This window comes from Nitratiruptor tergarcus DSM 16512, from assembly GCF_027946175.1.
Taxonomy (GTDB): domain Bacteria; phylum Campylobacterota; class Campylobacteria; order Campylobacterales; family Nitratiruptoraceae; genus Nitratiruptor; species Nitratiruptor tergarcus.
On sequence record NZ_AP026671.1, the window covers coordinates 1,787,486 to 1,811,320 of the forward strand.

26 protein-coding genes are annotated in these 23,835 nt (G+C 37.5%); 15 read left to right on the plus strand and 11 right to left on the minus strand.

The window, feature by feature from the left end; genetic code table 11:
* Window positions 1-8: 8 nt before the first annotated feature.
* The 3 genes from tpx (at window position 9) to NITER_RS09470 (ending at window position 3,488) form a co-directional block, all read left to right on the plus strand.
* Window positions 9-524: a thiol peroxidase gene (tpx, locus tag NITER_RS09460; RefSeq protein WP_084274795.1), complete on the plus strand. Its 516-nt coding sequence runs from the start codon at window positions 9-11 to the stop codon at window positions 522-524.
* A gap of 129 nt (window positions 525-653) precedes the next feature.
* A complete protein-coding gene (locus NITER_RS09465; RefSeq protein ID WP_084274794.1) occupies window positions 654-1,685 on the plus strand; it encodes an alcohol dehydrogenase catalytic domain-containing protein in 1,032 nt (343 codons plus the stop codon).
* Window positions 1,686-3,488 carry an EAL domain-containing protein gene (locus tag NITER_RS09470; RefSeq protein WP_084274793.1) on the plus strand — a complete coding sequence of 601 codons (1,803 nt, stop codon included), beginning with the start codon at window positions 1,686-1,688 and terminating at the stop codon, window positions 3,486-3,488.
* Here NITER_RS09470 and NITER_RS09475 read toward each other — a convergent pair.
* A complete protein-coding gene (locus NITER_RS09475; RefSeq protein ID WP_084274792.1) occupies window positions 3,475-4,248 on the minus strand; it encodes a UDP-N-acetylmuramate dehydrogenase in 774 nt (257 codons plus the stop codon). The genes NITER_RS09470 and NITER_RS09475 overlap by 14 nt on opposite strands.
* Entirely contained in the window at window positions 4,248-5,111 is an 864-nt protein-coding gene (locus NITER_RS09480; RefSeq protein ID WP_084274791.1) for a menaquinone biosynthesis family protein, read from the minus strand. The genes NITER_RS09475 and NITER_RS09480 overlap by 1 nt, the downstream gene beginning before the upstream one ends.
* Window positions 5,112-5,221: 110 nt before the next feature.
* On the opposite strand from NITER_RS09480, the gene NITER_RS09485 reads away from it, so the two are divergent.
* A complete protein-coding gene (locus NITER_RS09485; RefSeq protein WP_159445288.1) occupies window positions 5,222-6,277 on the plus strand; it encodes an acyltransferase family protein in 1,056 nt (351 codons plus the stop codon).
* 41 nt (window positions 6,278-6,318) lie between these two features.
* Here the strand turns inward: NITER_RS09485 and NITER_RS09490 are convergent, their stop codons facing one another.
* On the minus strand, window positions 6,319-6,786 hold the full coding sequence (locus NITER_RS09490) for a DUF2231 domain-containing protein (protein WP_084274789.1): 468 nt from the start codon (window positions 6,784-6,786) through the stop codon (window positions 6,319-6,321).
* Window positions 6,787-7,019: 233 nt separating this feature from the next.
* On the opposite strand from NITER_RS09490, the gene recA reads away from it, so the two are divergent.
* The 4 genes from recA to NITER_RS09510 are packed head-to-tail and all read left to right on the plus strand — an operon-like array spanning window position 7,020 to window position 10,200.
* Window positions 7,020-8,054 (plus strand): recombinase RecA, encoded by a 1,035-nt coding sequence (recA, locus tag NITER_RS09495; RefSeq protein ID WP_084274788.1) that lies wholly within the window; start codon window positions 7,020-7,022, stop codon window positions 8,052-8,054.
* A gap of 12 nt (window positions 8,055-8,066) precedes the next feature.
* A complete protein-coding gene (gene eno / locus NITER_RS09500; RefSeq protein ID WP_084274787.1) occupies window positions 8,067-9,338 on the plus strand; it encodes a phosphopyruvate hydratase in 1,272 nt (423 codons plus the stop codon).
* The gene (locus NITER_RS09505) at window positions 9,338-9,607 is read left to right on the plus strand and encodes a hypothetical protein (protein WP_084274786.1); all 270 of its coding nucleotides are present in this window, start codon (window positions 9,338-9,340) and stop codon (window positions 9,605-9,607) included. The genes eno and NITER_RS09505 overlap by 1 nt, the downstream gene beginning before the upstream one ends.
* Window positions 9,604-10,200: an AMIN domain-containing protein gene (locus NITER_RS09510; RefSeq protein WP_084274785.1), complete on the plus strand. Its 597-nt coding sequence runs from the start codon at window positions 9,604-9,606 to the stop codon at window positions 10,198-10,200. Before NITER_RS09505 ends, NITER_RS09510 begins: the two co-directional genes overlap by 4 nt.
* Here NITER_RS09510 and NITER_RS09515 read toward each other — a convergent pair.
* Genes NITER_RS09515 through topA form a run of 4 tightly spaced genes read right to left on the minus strand, consistent with a single transcriptional unit; the run spans window position 10,178 to window position 14,857 of the window.
* The gene (locus NITER_RS09515; RefSeq protein ID WP_084274784.1) at window positions 10,178-11,332 is read right to left on the minus strand and encodes a cation:proton antiporter; all 1,155 of its coding nucleotides are present in this window, start codon (window positions 11,330-11,332) and stop codon (window positions 10,178-10,180) included. The genes NITER_RS09510 and NITER_RS09515 overlap by 23 nt on opposite strands.
* Complete coding sequence (locus tag NITER_RS09520; protein WP_231988919.1) at window positions 11,325-12,164, minus strand: biotin synthase; 840 nt, start codon at window positions 12,162-12,164, stop codon at window positions 11,325-11,327. The genes NITER_RS09515 and NITER_RS09520 overlap by 8 nt, the downstream gene beginning before the upstream one ends.
* Window positions 12,161-12,655: a metallophosphoesterase family protein gene (locus NITER_RS09525; RefSeq protein WP_084274782.1), complete on the minus strand. Its 495-nt coding sequence runs from the start codon at window positions 12,653-12,655 to the stop codon at window positions 12,161-12,163. Before NITER_RS09525 ends, NITER_RS09520 begins: the two co-directional genes overlap by 4 nt.
* Window positions 12,656-12,658: 3 nt before the next feature.
* Window positions 12,659-14,857, minus strand: a complete 2,199-nt coding sequence (gene topA / locus NITER_RS09530) for a type I DNA topoisomerase (RefSeq protein WP_084274781.1) — start codon at window positions 14,855-14,857, stop codon at window positions 12,659-12,661.
* A gap of 73 nt (window positions 14,858-14,930) precedes the next feature.
* Between topA and NITER_RS09535 the strand changes: the two genes are divergently transcribed.
* Genes NITER_RS09535 through asnB form a run of 4 tightly spaced genes read left to right on the plus strand, consistent with a single transcriptional unit; the run spans window position 14,931 to window position 18,594 of the window.
* Window positions 14,931-15,725 carry a DegT/DnrJ/EryC1/StrS family aminotransferase gene (locus tag NITER_RS09535; protein ID WP_084274780.1) on the plus strand — a complete coding sequence of 265 codons (795 nt, stop codon included), beginning with the start codon at window positions 14,931-14,933 and terminating at the stop codon, window positions 15,723-15,725.
* A gap of 9 nt (window positions 15,726-15,734) precedes the next feature.
* Entirely contained in the window at window positions 15,735-16,670 is a 936-nt protein-coding gene (locus NITER_RS09540) for a magnesium transporter CorA family protein (protein ID WP_084274779.1), read from the plus strand.
* Window positions 16,661-16,882, plus strand: a complete 222-nt coding sequence (locus NITER_RS09545; RefSeq protein WP_084274778.1) for a hypothetical protein — start codon at window positions 16,661-16,663, stop codon at window positions 16,880-16,882. The genes NITER_RS09540 and NITER_RS09545 overlap by 10 nt, the downstream gene beginning before the upstream one ends.
* Window positions 16,882-18,594 carry an asparagine synthase (glutamine-hydrolyzing) gene (gene asnB / locus NITER_RS09550; protein ID WP_084274777.1) on the plus strand — a complete coding sequence of 571 codons (1,713 nt, stop codon included), beginning with the start codon at window positions 16,882-16,884 and terminating at the stop codon, window positions 18,592-18,594. Before NITER_RS09545 ends, asnB begins: the two co-directional genes overlap by 1 nt.
* On the opposite strand, the gene dcd is transcribed toward asnB, so the two are convergent.
* On the minus strand, window positions 18,595-19,152 hold the full coding sequence (gene dcd / locus NITER_RS09555; protein WP_084274776.1) for a dCTP deaminase: 558 nt from the start codon (window positions 19,150-19,152) through the stop codon (window positions 18,595-18,597). It abuts the gene before it with no gap.
* An 87-nt stretch (window positions 19,153-19,239) separates the two neighbouring features.
* Here dcd and accB point away from each other — a divergent pair, with 87 nt between their 5' ends.
* The 3 genes from accB to NITER_RS09570 are packed head-to-tail and all read left to right on the plus strand — an operon-like array spanning window position 19,240 to window position 21,691.
* Window positions 19,240-19,704, plus strand: a complete 465-nt coding sequence (accB, locus tag NITER_RS09560; protein ID WP_084274775.1) for an acetyl-CoA carboxylase biotin carboxyl carrier protein — start codon at window positions 19,240-19,242, stop codon at window positions 19,702-19,704.
* A complete protein-coding gene (locus NITER_RS09565) occupies window positions 19,705-21,048 on the plus strand; it encodes an acetyl-CoA carboxylase biotin carboxylase subunit (RefSeq protein ID WP_084274774.1) in 1,344 nt (447 codons plus the stop codon).
* Window positions 21,029-21,691, plus strand: a complete 663-nt coding sequence (locus tag NITER_RS09570; RefSeq protein WP_084274773.1) for a hypothetical protein — start codon at window positions 21,029-21,031, stop codon at window positions 21,689-21,691. Before NITER_RS09565 ends, NITER_RS09570 begins: the two co-directional genes overlap by 20 nt.
* Window positions 21,692-21,722: 31 nt before the next feature.
* On the opposite strand, the gene NITER_RS09575 is transcribed toward NITER_RS09570, so the two are convergent.
* The 3 genes from NITER_RS09575 to NITER_RS10270 are packed head-to-tail and all read right to left on the minus strand — an operon-like array spanning window position 21,723 to window position 23,790.
* Entirely contained in the window at window positions 21,723-22,898 is a 1,176-nt protein-coding gene (locus NITER_RS09575) for a tetrahydrodipicolinate N-succinyltransferase N-terminal domain-containing protein (protein WP_084274772.1), read from the minus strand.
* 9 nt (window positions 22,899-22,907) lie between these two features.
* Window positions 22,908-23,696 (minus strand): peptidyl-prolyl cis-trans isomerase, encoded by a 789-nt coding sequence (locus NITER_RS09580; RefSeq protein ID WP_414858999.1) that lies wholly within the window; start codon window positions 23,694-23,696, stop codon window positions 22,908-22,910.
* Entirely contained in the window at window positions 23,662-23,790 is a 129-nt protein-coding gene (locus tag NITER_RS10270) for a hypothetical protein (protein WP_084276548.1), read from the minus strand. The genes NITER_RS09580 and NITER_RS10270 overlap by 35 nt, the downstream gene beginning before the upstream one ends.
* Window positions 23,791-23,835 lie beyond the last annotated feature (45 nt).

The following is a 23,835-nucleotide window of genomic DNA, read 5'->3' on the forward strand; positions in this document are numbered from 1 at the left end:
AGGTTGCAATGGCAACTGTTACACTAAAAGGAAATCCAGTAAATTTGGAAGGAAATGAAGTAAATGTTGGAGATAAAGCTCCTGAGGCTACTGTAGTAACTACTGATTTGGCAGAGAAAAAAGTAGGTGGTGCACAAGATAAAGTACAAATGATTGTTGTTGTTCCTTCACTTGATACACCAGTGTGTGCAACTGAAACAAGAAAATTTAACGAAGAAGCTTCTAATATTGAAGGTGTAGATGTTACTGTTGTTTCTATGGACCTTCCATTTGCAAGTAAGAGATTTTGCTCTACTGAAGGTGTAGAAAACCTAACAGTTGCAAGTGACTATAGAAACAGAGATTTTGGTGAAAAATATGGTGTTGTAATCGCTGAAGGTCCTCTTAAAGGGATCCTTGCAAGAGCGATTTTTATCATCGATAAAAACGGAAACGTTGTTTATAAGCAACTCGTTCCTGAAATCACAGAAGAGCCTAACTATCAAGAAGCTCTCGAAGCTGCGAAAAAAGCGGCAGCTGCATAAAAACTTCTCAGGGGCTTTGCCCCTTACACTCTTTTTTCTGCTTCCCTACAAATTTTTCAATAGTTTTTAAGTTAATATTTGTAAAATTTTGTATATTACTTAAAAAATTTAATAATATAAAGAATAATTATGCTTGCATTAAGATTCTACGATAGGCGAGATATTAAACTAGAAGAGATTCCAAAGCCGAACCCCAAAAAAGGTGAAGTTCTTATAAAAGTAACTGATGCAGGAATAAGTCAGACACAGATCAATGAGTTTGTAGAAGGCCCCTTTATCATCAATAAGACTCCCCATCCCCTCACGCATAAAGCTACGCCACTTATTCCTTGTCAAGAGTATGGTGGGATTATTGAAGAGGTTGGAGAAGGTGTAGATCAAAGCCTCATAGGCGAGCAAGTAGCTGTTGCACCACTGCTATCATGTGGCGAATGTGAATATTGTAAAATGGGGAAAGAGAACCTTTGTGAAAAAGTGGGATACCTTGGCCTATTAGGGGCAGATGGAGGGTTTTGCGAATATAGTGTTGTCTCTGTAGAAAATATCATTCCGATATCCCAAAAGGAGCTTCTTACATTTATTGAGCCAATTTTGGTGGGGCTCCATGCTGCAAAAACGATTGAGAGTTTTTTAAATTTACAAAATAAAAAGGTTCTCATTTTAGGGGCTGGAGCAGTTGGCATAAGTGTTGCAGCTGTTTTTCGAGACTATTTTGGTGCTAATGTTTTCATAAACGATATATTAGAAGCAAGGTTGAAAAGAGCACAAAAAGGCGGTTTTCTGACGGTAACAAAAGAAGAACTGGCAAAAGAGTATGATTTAGTTATAGATGCAGCAGGAATGGATACACTTGTTGACAAACCGGCAATCGTGGAGGGAGTTTCTTATCTTAAAAAGAGTGCACCACTTCTTAATATTGGAACATATTTTCATCCAGTCTCTTATATCCCTTCTACACTACTATTGGGTGAGCATCCTTTACTTGCTTCTCTTATGTACACTAAGAGAGATTTAATGTTACTGCCAGAAGTTTTAAAGAAGTTATCTGTAGATTTCTCCTCTTTCATCACATCAATCGACTTAGAACATATTATTGAGGATGGCTATTATAAAGCAGAAGTCGATAAAGAGAGTTTTACAAGAATTGTGGTAAGGCCATAGATGATAGCTTTACTCTCACAAATGCTTAGTGAAACGTTAGAAGATGAGGTAGAGATAGTTTCCAAAAAAGAGTTTGCCTATCCAAAAGAGAGAAAGTTTTTTGCAATAGATAGTGAATATGTATTTATCTATAATAAACACCTCATGCCAAAAAAACTGCATATTATCAAAACACTCCTTGCTCAATTTATTCGTTTGTATCAACAAAACGAGGATGAATTAAAAAAATTAAAAATTATCCATAAAGAGGTAGATAATATTCTTCATTCTAATGAACTTTTTTTTGAAAAAAAGGGTGATATTGCCTCTTTTTTCTCTTTTTTGCATAAAGAGGATATTCAATTTGTTTTAATTGAAAACGGTAAGGTGCTATTTAATAATGGGATTGATACATTTACTATTGAAACGACTCTTAAAAAGCTAAAAAAAGCAGCTATTGTCTCTTTGCCTATAGGAGAAGGAGCACTTTTTGCTACGAATAAAGGATTTTATACTATTATATTATTAAAAAAGAGAGGAAGTATTGATCCATTTATTAAAAAGCTTATGAATTCGCGTCTTTTGTGGATAAATGCTCTTTATGAAGCAAGAGTATCTTATGAGGTTGATAGACTTACAGGCCTTTATACACGGAGCAAGTTTCTTACAGATCTTCCAATGCACAAAAAGAGATCATTTATCTTCATCAACATTAAAAATTTCAAAGTTATTAATCAGCTATATAATGATGCTATTGGTGATAGAGTTTTACAAGAGCTTGCAGAGAGATTCCGTCAAGGTTTTGGGCATGAGCATATATATAGGATCTATGGAGATAGATTTGCAATAATTTGTGAAGAAAAAGAACTGCAAAATTTTATAGATATATTGTGGGGTATAGAAACTAAAGCATTTTTAATATATAACGATGAAACAAAAGAGTATATTGAACCACAGCTTAAATTTGGGGTATTTGTTTCTCGAGAATATCACGATGAAATGTTGGAATTAGCCAATATTGCTTTTAAGCAGTGTCAAAAAGCTCTTTGTTACTATAAAGACGATATAAAACCAATGCTACAAGAAGAGATAGAGTATACATATCTTTTAACACGGGCATTGGATGAGGATGGTATTGAGCCATATTTTCAAAAAGTTATTGATAAAAAAAATGGTACAGTTCACTATTATGAAGTTCTCATGCGCATTGTTATAGATGAAAAAGTGTACCCGCCTGTAAAATTTTTGGATATTGCAAAGAAAAAGGGGCTTTATAAAAAACTTAGTACTGTAATGATAGAAAAAGCGATTGCAGCTGCTAAAAAACTTCAACAGAGAGTTTCGATAAACATAGATATTTTTGATATTTTGGAAAAAGATTTTATGGCAAATATTCAAAAACTTTTGCAAAAATATCAAATAGCTTCGCATATGCTACAATTTGAAATTTTAGAAACAGAAGATATATATCAATATAGCAGTGAAGTTAAAGCTTTTATTAGTACTATGCGGTCCCTTGGTATAGGTGTGGCTTTAGATGATTTTGGAAAAGGCTATTCCAATTTCGCGATTATTAAAGATTTTGATCTTGATTTACTCAAAATAGATATGAGTATTGTTCGCCATATTGGGAAGAGTGAAGAGTCTTTTTTGATTCTCAAATCAATTGCAGAGTTTGCCTCTTTGTTACATATTGAGACTACTGCAGAAGGTGTAGGGAGCGAAGAGATCTATCAAAAGGTATTACAGACTCCTATTAACTATCTGCAAGGTTTCTTTATCGATAAGCCAAAACCTCTTGAAGAGATCCTTATACAACAATAATCTCTTCTTCTAAAGGGATTCCATATTTGGCAAAAACTTGCGCTTTTGCTTCATTGATAAGTGTCATTGCTTCTTCAAAAGTGCCTCCGCCAAGATTAACCAAAAAGTTTGCATGGATATGGCTAAAAGCCATATTGCCTACTCTTTTTCCTTTGAGACCTACAGCCTCTATGAGTCTTCCTGCATAATCTCCCGGAGGATTTTTAAATACACTCCCAGCACTTGGTTCTTTTGGCTGATTGGAACGAAGTTGCAGGAGTTTTTGGCGTAGCTCTTCGCTGAATCCAGGCACAATTTTAAAGCCAGCTTCATAGATAATATTTTTGATAGCGCTTTTGCGATACTCTAAGCCAACTTTGTGAGCTGGAATTTTGCCTTGATGAGTGCGAATCCAAAGGAGGCGATCTTTGATCTCATACTCTTTGACACCTGCATTCATTTTCACTGCCCCACCGATGGTTCCAGGGAGTTTGTTCAAAAACTCAAACCCTGCAATATCATGTTTTTTACAAAATGAGACCACTTTGCCTGTTGCAGTTTTTGCACCGATGATAAGTTCATCCCCTTCTATGCGGATAAAATCAAAGTTTTTGCCCAAAATTGCTAGGGGAGGTGGTGAAGGACTTACCAGCAGATTGTTGGCTCCACCGATGAGAAAAAATGCTTCATTTGTAGCTTCAATGCTCTCTATTACTTCTACTTCGATTTTTGGACCTATTTTGATAGAGCTGTAGCGACTAAAATCTATTACTCTCTTCACTACATCTCCCGTAAACACTTATATTCATGGGGAATGAGAAAATCTTTTGCTCTTATAGGACAGTCATAAAAATCATACTCAAAGCCAATTGCAAAGAGTCTGTTGAGAGCTTCGTATTGTAATTCATTCATAGTAATGGAGTGTTCATTTGCATAGAGATCAAGATATCTTTGCAATTGCTCATCCTCTATGCGTACAAGATTACGCTCTAAGAGCATCTTTGAAAGGAGTGTTTTATGGTTGTGTGCAACTGCTACTGTTTTTGTGAGCATCTCTTCTGCTTCGATCGCTTTATTAAGTGGAATCGATCTGCGCAAAGCCATTCCGCCAAGAGGGAGTGGGAGATCACTGCCAGCAAGATCCACCCAGATATCCCACAGTTCTCGTTCTACTTCTAAATTTTCATCAAAATCGAGAATCGATTCATGGATAAGTACGCCCGCATCTACTGTGCCTTCAAGTACTGCCTTTTCAATATCTAAAAAATTCATATAGACTGGTCTTGCATGAGGATAGGCGATGCGAAAGAGGAGGGCGTTTGTCGTGTAGCGCCCACTCAGAGCAGCTTTAAAGTTTGGTTTGAGCTTTTTCCCTCTTTTTTTTATGAGTTTTGGACCATACCCTTCACCAAAGCTCACAGCTGTACGCAAAAGTGCATACTCATTGCGAATTTTTGGATAGAGTGCAAAGCTAATAGCTGTAATATCGTAAAAATTTTCTAAGGCTTTTTCATTGAGAGTTTCAATATCAAGAGCAGTATTGGTAAAGTGAAGATCTTTTGCACTCACCCAGCCAAATTTGATAGCGTAAAACATAAAAATATCATCTGCATCGGGAGAGTGGGCGACTGAATAGGTTGACATTATAAGCCTTTATATGCGATTTTATGAAAGAAATTATATCTTATAGTTGTTATAATTGCAGATCCTAAATTGAAAGAAAGTACAAGAATATATGGAGAGATTTTATTTTATTGATTTTTTTCAGAGGATGTGCTGTTATATTTGTTTCATGGCTGCATATAGCAGAAAATTATAAAAGAATTGCATCTGATGGGTTAGAGTTTTATCAGTTATTTAAAGTATTTGATTTTGGTAGATTTGGTGTTATTCTCTTTTTTATCATAAGTGGTTTTCTACTTATTGGTACTTTAAGAGATGAAAGGCATATTGCTGTAAAAAAGTACTTAATTAAACGATTTTTCAGGCTCTATCCCGCTTTTTTTCTCTCTGTCTTTATAGCATATCCAGTTATGAAAATCTGGGGTTGTCACTTTTCAGTAAAAGATTTACTTATCAATTTAACTATGGTGCCCCAGTTTTTTAATGCTCCTTTGATTCAATGGCTCTATTGGACTTTGGAGGTGCAGTGGATATTTTATCTTTTATTAGCAGTTTTGTATTATCTAGGATATTTAAATAATAAAAAAGTTTTATTTTCCATTTTTTTACTATGTGTGGCTATTTTTACTCTTTCACGACTATTACATTTTCATAGCTCTCATGTTGGATTGGAAGAGTTGCCACATTTTCTTGCGATAATGTTTTGGGCGATTATAGTGCGACGTTTTCATGATAATAGCAATGAGTATCAGCGAGTTTTTTATATTGCAACAATTATTTTGTTCACTATCCAAATTGCTGCAGTGATAAAATATTATATGACGCATAAAATGCAATTTATTCCACTCATGCTTTCGTTTATTGGTGCAGAAGTTTTCTTTTTAATTATTTTCTTTTTTTATCATCAAAATATTCAAGTGAAATTTCCAGTAATAATTCATCATTTCATTCGATTTATAAGAAAGGTAGGAAAGATTAGCTACAGTATGTATCTTTTTCATGCAATTGTTTTACATGGTATGTATTTACTTATTATTCACCATTTTCAAGATTTTAAGAATCTCCATTTAGGCCTGTATGTTGTAGTGAATCTGTCTCTTACAATAGTTGTAGGTTGGATAATGTATCATTTGGTTGAAAAACCGTTTAATACTTTAGGGCATAAATTGGCAAGTAGGGTGAAATAGAGTACAAATTGGCGAAAAACTATTTTTTTGGATGGAATATATTACTTTAGTTTTTCGCATCTCTCTTTTATAATGTGATTGTCAATACCCCCTGAGTATTTATAAACAATTGAGCCACCCATATTGCCTTCATATAAGACTGTTAAAATAGTAAAGATGATGAAAAGGAGTGATAGCTTTTCTAATGTAAACGATTTTTTCATCGTTGCAATCCATTTTATTAATGTAGTGATAAATAAGATTAATAGTGTTAAAAATCCTAAAATTTTATGTTTGGCAATCACAGCTTTACCATATTCTAAAATATAGTTATTATTTAATATAGTATTAGCATCATGTAATCCCCCATAAACAGCAAAGAATGAGATAAGAAGCGAGAGTGCCAAGATTCTTGTAGATGCTTTTGCGTATGTTATATCTTTTGTGCCAAGATACGTAAGTTGTGAAAAGAGTGCAGCTAATGGAAGAGCTACGACAAAATGGACGAATGGAGGATGTATTACATTCATTATGACTCCTTTGTGGAAATGGCACCTTTATCCTGTATGCTTCTAATAATAACATAATTTTTTGTAATATCAAAAAATTGTAAAAATAGGATGGAGAATCAAAAGTGCTGGAAATTTGAAAAAGGATAAGATTTTATAGCAGAGTTCAAGGTGTAAACTGTATTCATTTAATGTTTTATGGATATTTCACTTAAAAAAAGCTAAAATATTAAAAAATTTATGAGAGGGTATTTATGGATCCAAATAAAGAAAAAGCACTTGAACTTGCCATAAAGCAGATTGACAAAGCTTTTGGGAAAGGGGCTTTGGTCAAACTTGGCGAAAAAGAGATTGAACCAATTGCTTCTATTTCAACAGGTTCTCTTGGTTTGGATATGGCTCTTGGCATTGGTGGTGTGCCAAAAGGGCGAATTATTGAGATATATGGACCAGAGAGTTCAGGAAAAACCACACTAGCTCTCCAAATAATTGCTGAAGCGCAAAAGCAAGGAGGTATTGCTGCATTTATTGATGCTGAGCATGCACTCGATGTATTTTATGCAAAAAATTTGGGTGTAGATGTAGAAAATCTCCTCGTCTCCCAGCCAGATTTTGGTGAGCAGGCTCTTGATATTGTAGAGACCATCGCAAGGAGTGGGGCAGTTGATGTTATAGTAATAGACTCAGTCGCTGCTCTTACTCCAAAAGCAGAGATCGAAGGTGAAATGGGTGATGCACATGTTGGATTACAAGCAAGGCTTATGAGTCAAGCCCTGCGTAAACTCACAGGTGTGCTGCATAAGATGAATACTACAGTTATTTTTATCAACCAGATCCGTATGAAGATTGGGGCTATGGGATATGGCACACCAGAGACAACAACAGGAGGAAATGCACTTAAATTCTATGCATCTGTACGTATAGATGTACGACGCATTGCCACACTCAAGCAAGGCGATAGTAATATCGGAAACCGGGTACGTGCAAAAGTAGTGAAAAATAAAGTGGCTCCTCCATTTCGTCAAGCAGAATTTGATATTATGTTTGGTGAAGGAATTAGTAAAGAGGGTGAGCTTATCGATTATGGTGTGAAGCTGGATGTTATCGATAAAAGTGGTAGTTGGTTTAGTTATAAAGATATTAAGTTGGGGCAGGGTAGAGAGAATGCAAAAGCGTATCTCAAAGAGCATCCTGACGTTGCTGCCCAAATTGAAGATGAGATCCGCCAAGCTCTTGGTATGAATGATAGTGTAATGATAGTTCCTGAAAATGAAATGGTAGAAGATTAAGAAGGAGAAAAGATGGTATATATTGACAATATTGTAGCCCAAGAAGTTTTGGATAGCCGTGGTAATCCTACTGTCAAAGCGACTGTAATTTTAAGTGATGGCACAGTTGCTAGTGCAATAGTTCCAAGTGGTGCAAGTACTGGTAAGCGAGAAGCTTTGGAACTAAGAGATGGTGATGAGAGATTTGGTGGCAAAGGCGTTTTGAAAGCATGCGAAAATGTAGAAGTTGCTATTGCAGATGAGCTTGTGGGTTTAAGTCCATATAATCAAGCAGAGATTGATGCAATTATGAAAGAGCTTGACGGGACTCAGAACTACTCAAAGCTGGGTGCAAATGCGGTACTTGGAGTCTCTATGGCTGTGGCAAGAGCTGCTGCAAAGAGTTTGCATTTACCACTCTATCGCTACCTTGGAGGATCTAATGGAGTAATTGTACCAACACCGATGCTCAACATCATCAATGGTGGTGCGCATGCTGATAATGATGTGGACTTGCAAGAGTATATGATCATGCCGACAGGATTTGATAGTTTCAAAGAGGCTCTTCGTGCTAGTAGTGAAATCTATCACACGCTCAAAAAACTGTTGGCTGAAGATGGTCATCCAACAGCTCTTGGAGATGAGGGTGGGTTTGCACCAAACTTTAAAAACAATGAAGAGCCTATTGAATATATTTTAAAAGCTATTGAAAAAGCTGGGTATAAGCCAGGCGATGAGGTAAGTATTGCACTTGATGCAGCAAGTAGCGAGTTTTATAAAGATGGAAAATATGAGCTCAAAGGTGATGGAAAAGTATTAAGCGCTGAAGAGCTAGCTGATTTTTATGCCAACTTAGTTGCAAAGTATCCTATTGTCTCTCTTGAAGATGGTATGGCTGAAGATGATTGGGAAGGATGGAAGATCCTTACTGAAAAACTTGGAGATAAGATTCAACTAGTGGGTGATGATCTCTTTGTAACAAATAAAGAGATTTTAGCAGAAGGTATAGAAAAAGGAGTAGCAAACGCAATCCTTATCAAGCCAAACCAGATAGGAAGTGTGAGTGAGACTATGGAAACTGTGCGTTTAGCACAAAGAAATGGATATAATTGTGTTATGAGCCATAGAAGTGGAGAGAGTGAAGATGCTTTTATAGCTGATTTTGCAGTAGCACTCAATACTGCACAAATCAAAACAGGAGCGCCTGCGCGAGGTGAGAGGACAGCAAAATATAATCGTCTCTTAGAGATTGAGCGAGATCTTTTGTATCCTGAATATATAGGTAAAGAGCTTTTTAGACGTTAATGGATAAGAGGCCACAAGAGCTTGCTGACTCCTTAAAAAAAAGGAGTTGGCTAGCTGAAGCTTTCCGCTATAGTATGATGGCTTTAGTTGTTATACTTATGGCTATCTATATTGGGGCGTTACTTTTTGGTACCAATTCGGTAGAAGTTCTCTATCAGCTCAATGTAGTAGAAAAAAACCTCAAAAGAAGTATTAATTTTCTCAAAAAAGAGAATGCAAGATTGCAAAAAGAGTATTTTGAATTAAAAGAGCTGGAGCCCAAAGAATGAGAATAATTTTTTTTCACATTGCCACTGTAACTTTTTTATTGGCACGTATTAATCCTTTCTATTTTCCAGGAGAGGTGCCAAATTTACAACATAGCTCTGCCCACATAAAGCAGAGTATCTCCTCACAGGCAGATGAGGAGAATTTGTCTACTTCAGCGCACAGTATCAGCGCAAATGCATCATCTGTTATAAAAGATAATAATACCTCTTCGATTTCTTCACATACTTTACAGACCTCTTCGCATGCAGCTGTAAGTCAATCTTCACAACAAAATAGACCATCTTTAGAGACTCCTTTTACTACGTTACAACTCGGATTTGCTACTATTGCTTTTTATAAAGATAAAATAAGGATCCGTACGCAAGATAGATTAAAAAAAGAGTTTTTACTCGATTCTCCTCCAAAGATTGTTATCGATTTTGCAGCAAAGAGGAAATTTCAAAGCAAAAAGCAGCAACTAAAAACTCCACTTTTTAAAGATATTGCAATTGGTGCTCATAAAAACTTCTATCGTATAGCAATTAGTCTGGGTGGAGAGTGCCGTAATCGCATAAAAAAAGAAACTGACACTATCTGGATATATTGCCACTAAAACGTATTATCAATCGTATTGTTATCATTGTAAAAAGTACTTCAATGATACTTGCAAGGATAAAAGCCATATATTCACTCTCATCAATAAATTTCGTATGCAAAGCGATTGTGGCAATTGCTACAAGGAGTGTTAGAGGCATGGAGTGAGAAAGTGCAAAGAGAATTTGCTCTTTGAGTTTCATAATATCATAAAAAACAAATGCTGCGATAATGCGTATACAGATCATAATTGCAGCAATGAGTAAGGCGCTATAAGATATATCACTTACAAGGAGCGATGCAATCTTAAAGCTGCTTCCTGTATAGATGAAAAATATAGGTACTAAAAATCCAAACCCAAAAGAGGAGAGCTTATGGGGCAGGCTTCTTTTGTGTTCAAAAAATGTTGCAATAAAAATACCGGCAATGAAAGCACCAAAGGCTACCTCAAGATGCAAGTAGAGCATGAGAGAGATAAAGAGAAAAAAGAGTGCCATTGAGAGACGAATATCTTGCTCTTCATTATCAATCTTTGGCATAAGGGTAGTTTTGATTTCTGGATACCACCAAAAAAGAACCTGTAAAAGCTTAAAAGCTCCAAGCACCAAAAGAAGAAAAAGTGATAAAATAAAGATCTTTTTGTAAAACTCTGTACCAAAACCAAACTCAAGACCTGTGCTAATTATTGTGAGAATTGCAATGGAGACAACTTCTCCAAGACTTCCAATTGCAATTGAGAGATTGAGCCAAGTATAGTTTTTACCATACTCTTTGCGCAGAGCCGCTATCAATCCTACGGATATGAGAGGAAAAATAGCGATAAATATATTTTCAAATCCAAGATTTTTTACCAATAAGAATGAGAGGAGATATAAAGCTCCAATGTATAAAAAGCCTTTTTTGAGTGTCTTTTTATCAATGGCAAGGATTTTTTTGAGATCAACTTCAAGACCTGCTAAAAACATAAGATATAAAAATCCAAATTCTGCTACCAGCTCAAAGAGAGGTACATGGTGCAAAAATCCCCAAGTACCAAAGAGGGTACCGAGGGCGATCTCTATGACAGATGTGGGAAGTTTAGTAAATTTTGCCAAAAATGGCGATGAAAAGATTATTAAAGAGATAGTGGTAATAATCGCTATTTCATTCATGGCAACTTGTTGCTATTTCATATCCAAGATTTTGAAGTGTTAGAAGATCTCTATCTGGTTTTTCGCCTTTGGTAGTGAGATAGTCTCCTATAACAATGGCGTTTGCCCCAGCTTCTAAAATTGCTGGCCATCTTTTGCCAAAAACAAGCTCTCTACCACCTGCAACCATAATCAATGCTTTGGGGAGTTTTTTTCGTGTTTGACGAATAAGAGCAAGTGCGGTGCTCGGATCTACAGTTTTTTGTTCGAGAGGTAAAGCTGGATTTGGATGAAAAAAATTAAGCGGTACACTCATCGGCTCAAGTGAGGCGATTTGCTCTATGAGCTCATCTTGCTGTGCTTTACTCTCTCCAAGACCAAAAATCCCTCCAGTGCACAGATTTAGTCCTGCTTCTTTTGCATTGAGACATGTTTGGTAGCGCTCTTCCCATGAATGAGTTGAGCAGATTTGCGGATAGAAGCTTTTTGCGCTTTCCAAATTGTGGTTGTAGTTATCGATTCCAGCATGTTTGAGCTCTTTTAACTGTTCTAGCGTTGCAGTACCATTGCAGCCAATAAGTGAAATATCTGGGACCTCTTTTTTTACTGCATATGCTGCTTTGGTGACAAAATCGAGAATTTTATCATCAATTCCGCGCCCAGCTGTTACTAAACAAAATCCAATTGCTTTAGCTGCTTTTGCTTTTTTTGCCTCTTGCACAATTGTCTCAATCGGTTTATATTTATAACGTGGAATATCTGCGTGATATTTGGTACTTTGGGTGCAAAACTTGCAATCTTCAGCGCATACTCCGCTGCTGATATTGCTAATAGCGCAGAGATAGACCTTCATATACAGCTCCTCATTTCTTGCCATCTGTTTGTATCTACATCTTTGTATATATAGCAAACCTCTTTTGTGGGTATCTCTAATAAAGTTCCTTCAATGCGGGGCTTTTTCCTTGCACATACCTCTCCAGGATTGAGGTAGAGAGCCTCTTTTTTTTCACAGCTAAACGTGTGAAGATGACCAAAAATAACAATATCGCTATCGGGCGAGAGATAGTAGGGCTGATGCATGAGTTTGAAGTTTGTATCACCAATACGAAAGTAGTAGGGAGGCTTTTGCAAAATGACTTGAGAAGAACTATTGTGCAGTCCTGTATCTGTGTTTCCATACACAGCAATGGTTTTTATAGGTAGGGTAGCAAGATAGTCTAAAACCTTTTGTCCAATGTCTCCTGCATGGATGAGGTAGGCTATATCGTGTTGTAAAAGTTTTGTGACTATCTCTTCTGTATTGGCAAGATGGTTGTGTGTATCAGATATGACACCTATTTGCATGGACTACTCTCTTGGCTCTTTGTGTTTACACTTAATGCATTCGTAAATATCTTTATTTCTATAGGTTCTTTGCGCCATCATGTAGCCACACTCACTACACTTTTTATCTACAGGCTCAAATTTAGAAATAAAGGTGCATTTTGGATAGTTGGAGCATCCATAAAATTTTCCTCTTTTACTAAACCGCTCTAAGATATCTCCGCCGCACTCAGGGCACTTTACATCGAGCTTTTTGGGCTCACTTTTAGCAAGAGGTTTTGTGTTTTTACACTCTGGATAAGCGCTACAAGCAAGAAACTCTCCCCTTGGCCCTCGCTTAACAACCATAGGGCTGCCGCATTTTTCACACTTTTCATCACTTACTTGCTCTTGGGTTTTTTGTGTTTCAATCTGCTCAGTATATTTGCACTTTGGAAAGGCACTACAGGCAATAAACTCACCATACCTGCCTTTTCTTTTGACAAGCTCTGCGCCGCACTCTGGGCAGCTTCTGCCAATAGGCTCTGCGATTTTTTGGCTTTTTATCTCTTTTTTGCCCTTTTCTATGAGACTGATAAAAGGATCATAAAACTCTTTGAGTACCTTTTGCCAATCTTTTTTTGCATTGGCTATCTCATCGAGCTCCTCTTCCATTTTGGCTGTAAATGAGCTATCGACAATTTCAGGAAAGTGCTTTTCTAATACCTCAATAACGGTAAATGCGGTATCTGTGGGTACGAGCTGCTTTTTTTGCAGCTGCACATAGTCTCTTGCTTGCAAGAGAGCTATTGTTGGTGCGTAGGTTGATGGTCTGCCAATGCCTAGCTGCTCTAATGTTTTAATGAGGCTAGCTTCAGAGTAGCGGCTAGGAGGCTCGGTGAAGTGTTGCTGTGCCTCAATTTTTGTGAGTTCTACTTTTTCATTCTCTTTGAGTTCAGGAAGGATTTTATCTTTATCTTGGTTGCCAAGTACCTTATAAAATCCATCGAAAAGCAGTCTTCTGCCAGAGGCTTTAAATGTGGTGCTAGGGCTTTTGAAGTAGAGGGTTTGGGTCTCAAAAATTGCATCTTCCATCTGTGAAGCCAAGAAACGGTTATAGATGAGTGTATAGAGTTTGAGCTCATCAGCACTGAGGTACTCCTTTGCAACTTGTGGGGTAAAATCAAGCATTGTAGGACGTATTGCTTCATGAGCCTCTTGGGCACCTTTTGCTTTGCTTGCATAGACTTTAGGGGTTTTTGGAAGATACTCTTGGCCAAACTTTTGTGCGATAAGCTCGCGTGCAGCCTCTTGCGCCTCTTTGGCGATATTGAGACTATCGGTACGCATATACGTAATTACTCCCGTTACTCCATGAGGAGTTTGGACGCCTTCATAGAGTTTTTGTGCGATCATCATCGTCTTTTTTGGACTAAATCCTAGTTGGCTTGAGGCAGCTTGCTGGAGTGTTGATGTCATAAAAGGTGCTGGAGATTTTGTTATGCGCTTTTTCTTCTCAATCTTTGCAATGACAAACTCTTCGTTTTGAGCCTTTTGGACAATTTCTTGGGCTTGCTCTTTTGTTTTGATATCGAGTTTATCTAGTTTTTTCCCCAGATATTCATATATAGTTGCTGGTATTGTCTTGTTAAAAACAGCCTCTATACTCCAATACTCTTGCGGTTGAAAAGCTTTAATTTCTCGCTCGCGATCGACTACCAGTTTGAGTGCAGCACTTTGTACCCTCCCGGCACTAAGACCTCGCTGAATTTTGGAAGCAAGAAGGGGGCTGAGCTTATATCCCACGATTCTATCAAGAAGGCGTCTTGCTTGTTGGGCATTGACGCGGTTCATATCGATTGTGCGAGGATTTTCAAGCGCTTTTTTAATGGCGTTTTTTGTTATCTCGTGAAAGACTATGCGGGGAAGCTCTTCAGGATTTTTCCCAATAGCGTGCGCAATGTGGTATCCGATCGCTTCACCCTCTCTATCTTCATCTGTTGCTATGTAGACAGTTTGCGCTTTTTTTGCAAGCTCTTTGAGTTTTTTCGTAATCTCGCTATGATCTTTATCTACACGGTATTGGGGAATAAACTTATCCTCTTCAATCTTTATTCCGAAACTACTTTTTGGAAGATCCCTAATATGTCCTTTCGAAGCGATTACCTCATACTCTTTACCAAGAAAATTTTTAATAGTTCTCGCTTTTGCCGGAGATTCAACGATTATTAGATTCTTACCCATTCTTCACCTATAGAGTTTTTTGTGCTATTCTAACATAAAAGTTTCCCCCTTTTTAATTCATGGAGTTTGTGATATGCAATTGTATGTTTCCAATATTCAGATTTTATATATGGCTATTTTACACGCTTTGGGGCGTAAAGAGGTGCGTCTCAATCCTATTTCTCCTACTTTTTTTGCAAATGTAGCAAAAATGTTGGGAATAGATATTATCTATACTGATGGAAAACTCGATTTTAGTAGTGATGCAGATATCGTACATAATTTCTATGAGAGTTTTACGCCGCAAGCTCTCGTTGTGTTTCAAAACCATGGAGAAAATATAGGGAGTGCGAAAGTTTTTGTGAAAAAAAATGGTCCTTGTGTTGTGGCAGAATTTTTTGACGAAGAGCTTTATGTAAAATGTAAGCTTTTTTTAGAAGGGGGCATTAAAAGAGGGAGACTATGGAATTATGATGTTATTGCTCTTGGTATCAAAGAGCATGCTCAGCCATGCAAGATAGAAGAGCTTGAAGGGAAGATCCAAAAGTCTAATGAAACGCTAGCGTACCTTCACAAAAGTTTTGCTGGTAATCCCTACTTTGATATGGTGCCAATGGGTAGTAAAACACTCAAAGAGGAGTTTCCTATTCTTCTCAAACCCTCTTTATATTGTCCCAAAGAGGATATTTATCAGGAGTTGCAAGAAAGAGGAGTAGAAGTAAAGGTGCGCTTTAAACCTCTCTATCGCCTTACTCTTTTCAAAAGCGAGCCACTTGCAGTAAGTGAAGAGATTTATAAAGCATTGCTTACTTTACCTTTGCGTACAAATATAGCAAAACCTTTAATGGAGGTACTGGAGAAATATCGTTATAGAGGGTGCAGTTTTTAGGAGTATATAATGTATATTGTAAGTGATGAGATTCAAAAAAGTGAAGAGATAGAGATTCACGAAGATGTTAAAGAGATTATTTTTAGCTCTCCATATAAAGAGGAGATTATAGCTTGGCTTTTAAAGCATGGCTTTCATGAAAGTTTTATAGAAGATATTCAAAACGAAGAGCAAAGTATTGTATATGAAGAGAGTGAAAGTTTTAAATTGCTGGTTTTTAAATATTTCAAACGCAGCAGCGAGCACCCTTTATACTTTATTGATACAAATATCATCATGATAATTACTGAAAAGAAACTCTTTTTCCTCTGTGAAGAAAAAGATGTTATACAGCGTATTGTTGCACGTTTTCGTAGACGCTATAAAAAAGGAGACTCTATTCCTTATGTAACGTATACGCTTATAGATATTTTAATAGATGCAACGATGGGTATGGTGGATCTTGTGGATGACAAATTAGAAATTATCGAAGATACGATTTTTGCTGAGGAGTTTGATGAAGAGGAGACCCAAAAGAGTCTCTACTTTGCTAGGCGCTCACTCAATAGAATTTCAAAAGTGAGTGTGCAAGAAAATGATGTGATAAATAAACTCTATAATCACTACCCCTCAACAGTACGTAAAAAACTCAAATTTGAATTTATTGACCTCAAAGAGCACCTCTCGTTTTTGATTAATGAGTCAAAAGCATATTTAGAGCGTACAGGATATTTGCAAAATCTCATTATGGGATATATGTCTAATCGGATGAATCAGACGATGCAGCGTCTTACAGGTATTACTCTTATATTTTTACCTCTTAGTTTCATTGTAGGCAATTATGGTATGAATTTTAAGTATATGCCAGAGTTGGAGTGGAAGTATGGCTATTTTGCTGTGTGGATACTCAATATTATTATTGCTCTAGGTCTCTATCTTTGGTTGAGGAAAAAGCGATGGATCTAGCAAAGATTAATGCATTGCATCAAAAATGTAAAGAGCGAGGCTGCGATCTCTACAGTTTTTTAGAAGAGGAGTTTCCAGATATTGCTATTGAAGATCGCCTCAAAATCATGGCTACAATTCTCAATGATTATCTCGAAGAGTATACCTATAATCAAACAGACAAAATCAAAAGAGAAGATTACTCTATTACGAAGTTTTTCCCTAAACGCTAATGTGTGCAATTTTTGGTGTTATTGGAAAAATAGATAGAGAAAAAGCACTCAACGCTTTTTCTTTACTCTCTCACAGGGGCGAAGATGAGAGTGGAGTGTATGAAAGAGAGGGCGTTTTCTTAGCTCATCACAGGCTCTATATCCTCAATAAAGATGCAAAACAGCCATTTGTGCAAAATAGCAAAGTACTTCTTTTTAATGGAGAGATTTACAACTATGAAGATTTCCATACAAGTGAAGCAGCAGCGATTTTAGAAGTTGCCCCCGATTTTTCAAAGCTTGATGGTATGTTTGCGTTAGCACTTCTTGATAAAGAAAAACTCTATCTTGCTCGGGATCTTTTTGGGAAAAAACCTCTTTATTATGCTTTTTGGCAAGATAGTTTCATTTTTGCTTCCGAAATCAAAGCTATTCTTGCTTATACAAATGAGCAAAAGATTAATGCAAGGGCACTGAGCAGTTATCTCTCTTTTGGAGCAGTTGTTGGGAGAGAGACCTTCTATGAGGGAATTTATAAGTTAGATGGTGGGGAGATTTTAGAACTTGATATAAAGAGGCTTTATTATGCGTGTAAGAGATTTACGACGCTACTACAAAAAAGATCTGGGGATCTCAAGAGGCTATTAGTTGCAGCAGTGAAGAAGCGTTTGCAAGGAGATTTTCCTGCTGTTGCACTTTTGAGTGGTGGCGTTGATAGCTCATTTGTCAGTGCAATAGCCAAGAGGCTGCAAGGCTCATTAGCGACGTATAGTATCGGCTATGAAGAGGGAAGATATAGTGAGCTGCCCTACGCACAGGAAGTAGCACAATATATCGGCAGTGATCATCATGAGATAATATTTACAAAAGATGATTTTTTTGCAACACTTGAGAGAGCGAGCATTTTTTTTGATGAGCCTATTGGTGATAGTGCTTCATTGCCACTTTTTTATTTGATGGAGCGTATCAAAAAGGATGGCGCAAAAGTGGTGCTTAGTGGGGAAGGGGGTGATGAGATCTTTTTGGGCTATAGGCAATATTTTGAGTTTTTCGATCTCTACAAAGCCAGAGATCTCAAATATAAAAACTGGCTCAAAAACTACTTTCGATCCAATTTTAGCCCCAATAAGGAGTGGGAGTGGTATAAGCGAGTATTTAGTGATGAGGTAATTTTTCGATCAAGCTGTGAAGTCTTTACCGATTTGCAAAAAAATCTTTTCCTGCGTCAAAATGTAAAAGATAATGAGTCTTTGCAGGTTCTCCAACCCTATCTAGAGGAGTGGGAAAGAAGCGGATGGAAAGATGGGGCAGCTTTTTTTACTTATATTGATATTAAGGTGCGTTTGCAGTCTTTGTATCTTGCAAAACTTGATACCACCTCTATGGCATATACTATTGAAGCAAGAACACCACTTTTAGATAGCAGTGTACTCTATAGCGCATTTGCTGATCCTCAGCGCTCCAAAGCACCAAAATATCTTCTCAAAAAGATTGCATCAAAGTATATTCCTCAATCAATAATTGAGAGAAAAAAGAGAGGATTTTCCTATCCAGCGCTAGAGTGGCTCCAAAGTAGTGGGAGCGATCAAAAATTAAGAGAGGCTAATAAGAGATTTCATCTGTTTAAGCAAGAACAGTTGGAGTTTCTCATCGAAAATGCAAAAAGAAACAGATTTACACGCCATTATTGGCTAGTTTACGCTCTTTTGGACTGGATGGAGAGAAAGTTTTAATTAGAGAATTTTTGGAAGAGTGATACCTCTTTGTTTTTGATATTTACCCTTTTTGTCTTTATAGCTTACCATACAATCTTCATCTCCTTCAAAAAAGAGTACCTGCGCAATCCCTTCATTAGCATAGATCTTTGCTGGAAGAGGTGTAGTATTAGAGATCTCTATTGTTATATGCCCTTCAAACTCTGGCTCAAAAGGGGTGACATTGACAATAATACCACATCGTGCGTAAGTACTTTTACCCAGACAGATGGCAAGTACATTGCGGGGTATGCGAAAATACTCTACAGTGCGTGCAAGAGCAAAGGAGTTTGGTGGTACAATGCATACATCTCCTTTGAAATCGACCACATTGCGCTCATCAAACTGCTTAGGATCTACTACTTCTGCATTGACATTGGTAAAAATTTTAAACTCATCGCTCACACGAATATCGTATCCATAGCTGCTTAGCCCGTAACTTACTACCCCTTTGCCTACTTGCTCTTCACAAAAAGGTTCAATCATTTTCTCTTTTATAGCTTTTTCTCTTATCCAGCAATCAGCTTTTAAGCCCATGCAAAACCTTTATGAAAATAAAAAAATATTTACGAAATTTATGATATTATAGCAAATAATTACAATCCCAAAAAAAGGTTACTCCAGATGGATTTTAAAGAGATAAAAGAGCTTATAAAGATTTTTGATAAAAGTGGTTTAAGTAGATTTAAACTTAAAAAAGCAGATTTTGAAATATCTTTGCAAAAAGGATTTGAAGGAGCTTCAATGCAGAGTGCTCCAGCTCCTGCATCGCAGCCAGCACCTTCGCAGCAGCCAATACCTACAACTACAGAAGAGAAGAGTGCAGATCTTGAAGCTGCCAAGAAAAAGGGTGAATATATTACCTCTCCTATGGTAGGAACTTTCTATCGTGCTCCAAGTCCTGATAGTCCCCCTTTTGTCAAAGTTGGTGATACGGTAACGAAAGGACAGACAATAGGTATTATTGAAGCGATGAAGATATTCAATGAGATAGAGGCTGAGTTTGATTGTAAAATTTTAGAAATCTTAGTAGAAGATGGGCAGCCTGTTGAGTATGATATGCCCCTGTTTTTGGTAGAAAGGCTCTAAATGGCAAAACTTGAGAGAATCCTCATAGCCAACAGAGGCGAGATTGCCCTGCGTGCGATTCGTACTATCAAAGAGATGGGTAAAAAAGCGATAGCTGTCTACTCAACTGCAGATAAAGATGCACACTACTTACAGCTTGCGGATGCAGCTATTTGCATTGGTGGAGAAAAGGGGAGTGAGAGCTATCTCAATATCCCAGCAATAATTAGTGCTGCTGAAATTGCAGAGGCTGATGCAATCTTTCCAGGATACGGTTTTTTGAGTGAAAATCAGCAGTTTGTAGAGATCTGCAATCTCCACGGTATAAAATTCATTGGCCCTTCACTTGAAGTAATGCAGCTTATGAGTGATAAGAGCAAAGCAAAAGAGGTGATGAAAAATGCAGGTGTACCTGTAGTGCCAGGAAGTGAAGGGGCCATAAAAAATGTAGAAGAGGCCAAAAGAGTTGCAAAAGAGATTGGCTATCCTGTGATCTTAAAAGCTGCAAGTGGTGGTGGTGGAAAAGGAATGCGTGTTGTAGAGGATGAGAGTTACATAGAAAACGCATTTTTAGCAGCAGAGAGCGAAGCAATAAGTGCTTTTGGCGATGGAACTATTTATATGGAAAAATTTATAAAAAATCCTCGCCATATTGAGGTGCAGTTGCTAGGTGACAGCCACGGTAATGTAGTGCATATTGGTGAGAGAGACTGCTCGTTGCAGCGTCGTCACCAAAAGATGGTGGAAGAGTCTCCAGCTGTGATTTTAGATGAAGTTACAAGAACAAAGCTCCATGAAGCAGCTGTAAAAGCTGCAAAAGCCATAGGGTATGAAAACGCTGGCACAATTGAGTTTTTGGTAGATGCAGACAAAAACTTCTACTTTATGGAGATGAATACAAGACTCCAAGTTGAGCATCCTGTGAGTGAAATGGTGAGTGGAATAGATATTGTTGAGTGGATGATACGTATAGCAGAGGGCGAAAAGCTTTTTAGTCAAGATGAAGTGAAGCTACAAGGGCATGCGATTGAGTGCCGTATAAATGCAGAAGATCCAGTAAAGTTTATCCCAAGCCCTGGAAAAATCAAAAGCTGGATTCAGCCAGGTGGCAAAGATGTGCGTATGGATACCCATGTATATTGTGGTTATATTGTACCTCCTTATTATGATTCGATGATAGCAAAGCTTATAGTGTGGGGTGAAGATAGGGCAAAAGCTATTGCAAAGATGAAAAGAGCTCTAGAAGAGTTTGAAGTAAGTGGCATAAAGACCACGATCGATTTTCATAAAAAGATGATGGAAAACCCAGACTTTCTTTCAAATAATTTTGATACAAAATATATAGATGAAAAGTATCTCAAATAGTTTACACAAATTTTTCTCTATCTTTTTGCTTCTTCTCCTATCACTGATAGGGGGAGGATGCAGCACAAAAGAGTGTGGGATAGATAAAGAGATATTTCAAACTTTTTCTCCTACTAAACAAGAGGCTATTTGTGAGAAGTATCTGCAGCAGCGTACATTGCTGCGCCAACTAGCAGAAAAACGCAGACTCATTGAAGCAAAAAATCGCCAAAAAGAGCTCGAAATAGAAAAACTTCGCTTACAGATCCTCTACAAAAATCTCCAGACATATCCTGCAAATCTCTTGGAGCTTGAAGTATACGGATTTATTGGAAGAAAAAAGAGAACGTATAGGATATATCCTAGATTTGTAGATATTGTGCGAGGGGAAGCCAAAAGAGTATGCCTCAAAAGTGAAAAAATTGGAGGATGTTTTTGGATGGCTTACATTGGTAATAGGATCTTAATACATCCACGTATTCCTCGACGCTGTAAACTTTTGGGACGCTGTGTTTTACCAGAGAGTGAGAATTTACAAGGTAGTAACACTCTAAGCATCCCTCTTGATGAGCTCGATTTTACACCTGTGAGTTTTATGCATAATGGAAAATATTACTCGTTACGTATAAAGCGAAGCAGATTCAGAAGAAACTGTAATAAGTGATAAGTAAAGGGATAAGGCCCCATAAAGGGACTTAGTGGAGCTCTTCGTTGAGCTTCACCTCTTTGTTTGAGCGAAATACCTTCATCTGCCCTGTGGTGCTGTCTTGCCTAAAGTGAAGTCCATTGAGCCCAGCAAGTTCTCGCCCTTTGAAGATCTCTTTGTATGAGGCTTGCCACTCGGGGTTTGCCTCTTTGATTTTGCCAAAATCTTCTTGTGTGACGAAAAATTTGGTTCCCTCTAATACCGCTATACCAGCATCGACAATACAGCCGTCTCCAAGAGGAATACCAGTAACAGAGTTTGCTCCGAGTAAGCAGTTTTCCCCAATGCTTATAGGATTACCACTTGTACCACTAAGAACGCCAAGGATACTAGCCCCTCCACCGATATCGCTTCCTTTGCCGACAACAGCGCTCGAGCTAATGCGCCCCTCTACCATGACTGGTCCAAGAGTTCCAGCATTAAAGTTGATGTAACTTGCTCCTGGCATAACAGTAGTGCCTGCGGCAAGTTGTGCCCCCATGCGTACTTTGCTTGCATCCAAAATGCGCGTGTTATCTGCTGGGATAATGTGCTGCAAAAATCTTGGAAACTTATCAACCACATCGATAACAGGATATTGCCCTGTCATTTTGAGTTCAAGCTCATTTTCTCGAAGCCAATCAAGCTCAATAGGAGTATTACCACTCCAAGCTACGTTTGGAAGAACACCAAAAGCACCATTAAGATTTACGCTGCGTAGTGGTGCCTTGCCAGTAGAGAGGGCATAAAGCTTGAGATAGACGCTCTCTACACTCTTTGGTGCTGCATCTTCAAAGAGGAAAACAACTCTAAAATCTGCAAGCTCCTCCTCATCGAGTTTGGAGAGAAATTTAATCATCTGTACATTTTTGTGAGCTTCTCCTACTGCCTCTTCAAGCCATGGACTGCACATAGCTATGGCGCTGTCTACAAATGCTCTTGTAACTTCATAAACTGCTTCACTCTCTTGTGAAATAGTCTGGCCAGCTTCTGCGAGTGCTTTTTGAAAAATAGCTGCACTGCCAAAATTCTCTTGCCAATTTATGAAAGCGTATGTAGCTTGTAAAATTTTGTCTGGGTCTTTTTGACCTCTATCTATTTTTGCAATTGCAAATGCCAAAGGCTCTCGATAGTAGTCGCTTGATTGAATCTGATTTACAAGTGTGAAAAAATCCTCTTTAGTCATAGAACTCCTTTATTGTGGTAATCTTAAGATTTTTATATTTGCTGAAGCCTTGAGTCTATCAAAATACTCTTTAACGCTTTTGGTACCTTTTTGATTAGCAAGTTTGTTTAATATAAAGTTTCTTGCCTCTTCAAAAGGTATATACTCTTTCCCCTCTTTTTGTTTGACGTAGAGAAGCAAAAACTTATCTCCTACCGGGAGAATTTGACTAAACTCACCCTCATTGAGTGAATTGATCATAGCTGCAAATTGAGGATTGACTTTATCAAGCTCTATAAGCTCCTCTCCTTTACTCAACAGTATCGGATTTTGAGGCTCATAGAGTGGATTTTGCCGAATTCGCTCGAGAATCTCTTTGGATGGTGATATATATTTTCTTACAAGTGCCTTTTTGGCTACACTAAACTCCTCTTTATGTGTATTATAATACTCTTTGAGTTTGCTCTCACTAATATTTTTTGCATGCATTTGGGATATTTTTTGGTAGAGTTTTTTGCGAAGGAGTTGCTCTTTGAAGCGCTTTTTATACTCTTCCCAATTGATACCTTTTGACTCAATTGCTTGACGCAAAGAGAAAATATCCATACCTTGCTTGCGTGCAAAATTATCAAGTGCATCTTCTACTTCAAAATCACTTACTTCAATTCCTAACTCTTTGATTTGGGCATCTTCTAGTTTTTTTCTAATGAGAATATCGATAGCTTGTCTTGGAGTAAGGCCAAGTTTTTGGGCAGTTGACTCGATTTCATAGAGCGTAATAGGCTCATTGTTGACAAGAATTGCAATACCATCGATCATCTTTGCTAGCAAGAAAGAACCCAAAAGAGTTACGACAAGCAGTTTTTTCATTACAAACCTTTGCAGCTATAGTCTTAATAAGAGATTTTACCAGCTTTTAACTAATATTGAAGTAAAATCATTATTAAAAAAAAGGGAT

Excerpts from the sequence above, each read along its gene's own strand:
- NITER_RS09465 (WP_084274794.1), top strand. The coding sequence starts at position 654 with ATGCTTGCATTAAGATTCTACGATAGGCGAGATATTAAACTAGAAGAG.
- NITER_RS09545 (WP_084274778.1), top strand. The coding sequence starts at position 16,661 with ATGGATCTAGCAAAGATTAATGCATTGCATCAAAAATGTAAAGAGCGA.
- dcd (WP_084274776.1), bottom strand. The coding sequence starts at position 19,152 with ATGGGCTTAAAAGCTGATTGCTGGATAAGAGAAAAAGCTATAAAAGAG.
- NITER_RS09505 (WP_084274786.1), top strand. The coding sequence starts at position 9,338 with ATGGATAAGAGGCCACAAGAGCTTGCTGACTCCTTAAAAAAAAGGAGT.
- NITER_RS09565 (WP_084274774.1), top strand. The coding sequence starts at position 19,705 with ATGGCAAAACTTGAGAGAATCCTCATAGCCAACAGAGGCGAGATTGCC.
- recA (WP_084274788.1), top strand. The coding sequence starts at position 7,020 with ATGGATCCAAATAAAGAAAAAGCACTTGAACTTGCCATAAAGCAGATT.
- NITER_RS09490 (WP_084274789.1), bottom strand. The coding sequence starts at position 6,786 with ATGAATGTAATACATCCTCCATTCGTCCATTTTGTCGTAGCTCTTCCA.
- topA (WP_084274781.1), bottom strand. The coding sequence starts at position 14,857 with ATGGGTAAGAATCTAATAATCGTTGAATCTCCGGCAAAAGCGAGAACT.
- eno (WP_084274787.1), top strand. The coding sequence starts at position 8,067 with ATGGTATATATTGACAATATTGTAGCCCAAGAAGTTTTGGATAGCCGT.
- NITER_RS09515 (WP_084274784.1), bottom strand. The coding sequence starts at position 11,332 with ATGAATGAAATAGCGATTATTACCACTATCTCTTTAATAATCTTTTCA.
- NITER_RS09540 (WP_084274779.1), top strand. The coding sequence starts at position 15,735 with ATGTATATTGTAAGTGATGAGATTCAAAAAAGTGAAGAGATAGAGATT.
- tpx (WP_084274795.1), top strand. The coding sequence starts at position 9 with ATGGCAACTGTTACACTAAAAGGAAATCCAGTAAATTTGGAAGGAAAT.
- NITER_RS09580 (WP_414858999.1), bottom strand. The coding sequence starts at position 23,696 with ATGATCGATGGTATTGCAATTCTTGTCAACAATGAGCCTATTACGCTC.
- accB (WP_084274775.1), top strand. The coding sequence starts at position 19,240 with ATGGATTTTAAAGAGATAAAAGAGCTTATAAAGATTTTTGATAAAAGT.
- NITER_RS09480 (WP_084274791.1), bottom strand. The coding sequence starts at position 5,111 with ATGTCAACCTATTCAGTCGCCCACTCTCCCGATGCAGATGATATTTTT.
- NITER_RS09470 (WP_084274793.1), top strand. The coding sequence starts at position 1,686 with ATGATAGCTTTACTCTCACAAATGCTTAGTGAAACGTTAGAAGATGAG.
- asnB (WP_084274777.1), top strand. The coding sequence starts at position 16,882 with ATGTGTGCAATTTTTGGTGTTATTGGAAAAATAGATAGAGAAAAAGCA.
- NITER_RS09535 (WP_084274780.1), top strand. The coding sequence starts at position 14,931 with ATGCAATTGTATGTTTCCAATATTCAGATTTTATATATGGCTATTTTA.
- NITER_RS09510 (WP_084274785.1), top strand. The coding sequence starts at position 9,604 with ATGAGAATAATTTTTTTTCACATTGCCACTGTAACTTTTTTATTGGCA.
- NITER_RS09520 (WP_231988919.1), bottom strand. The coding sequence starts at position 12,164 with ATGAAGGTCTATCTCTGCGCTATTAGCAATATCAGCAGCGGAGTATGC.
- NITER_RS09570 (WP_084274773.1), top strand. The coding sequence starts at position 21,029 with ATGAAAAGTATCTCAAATAGTTTACACAAATTTTTCTCTATCTTTTTG.
- NITER_RS09525 (WP_084274782.1), bottom strand. The coding sequence starts at position 12,655 with ATGCAAATAGGTGTCATATCTGATACACACAACCATCTTGCCAATACA.
- NITER_RS09575 (WP_084274772.1), bottom strand. The coding sequence starts at position 22,898 with ATGACTAAAGAGGATTTTTTCACACTTGTAAATCAGATTCAATCAAGC.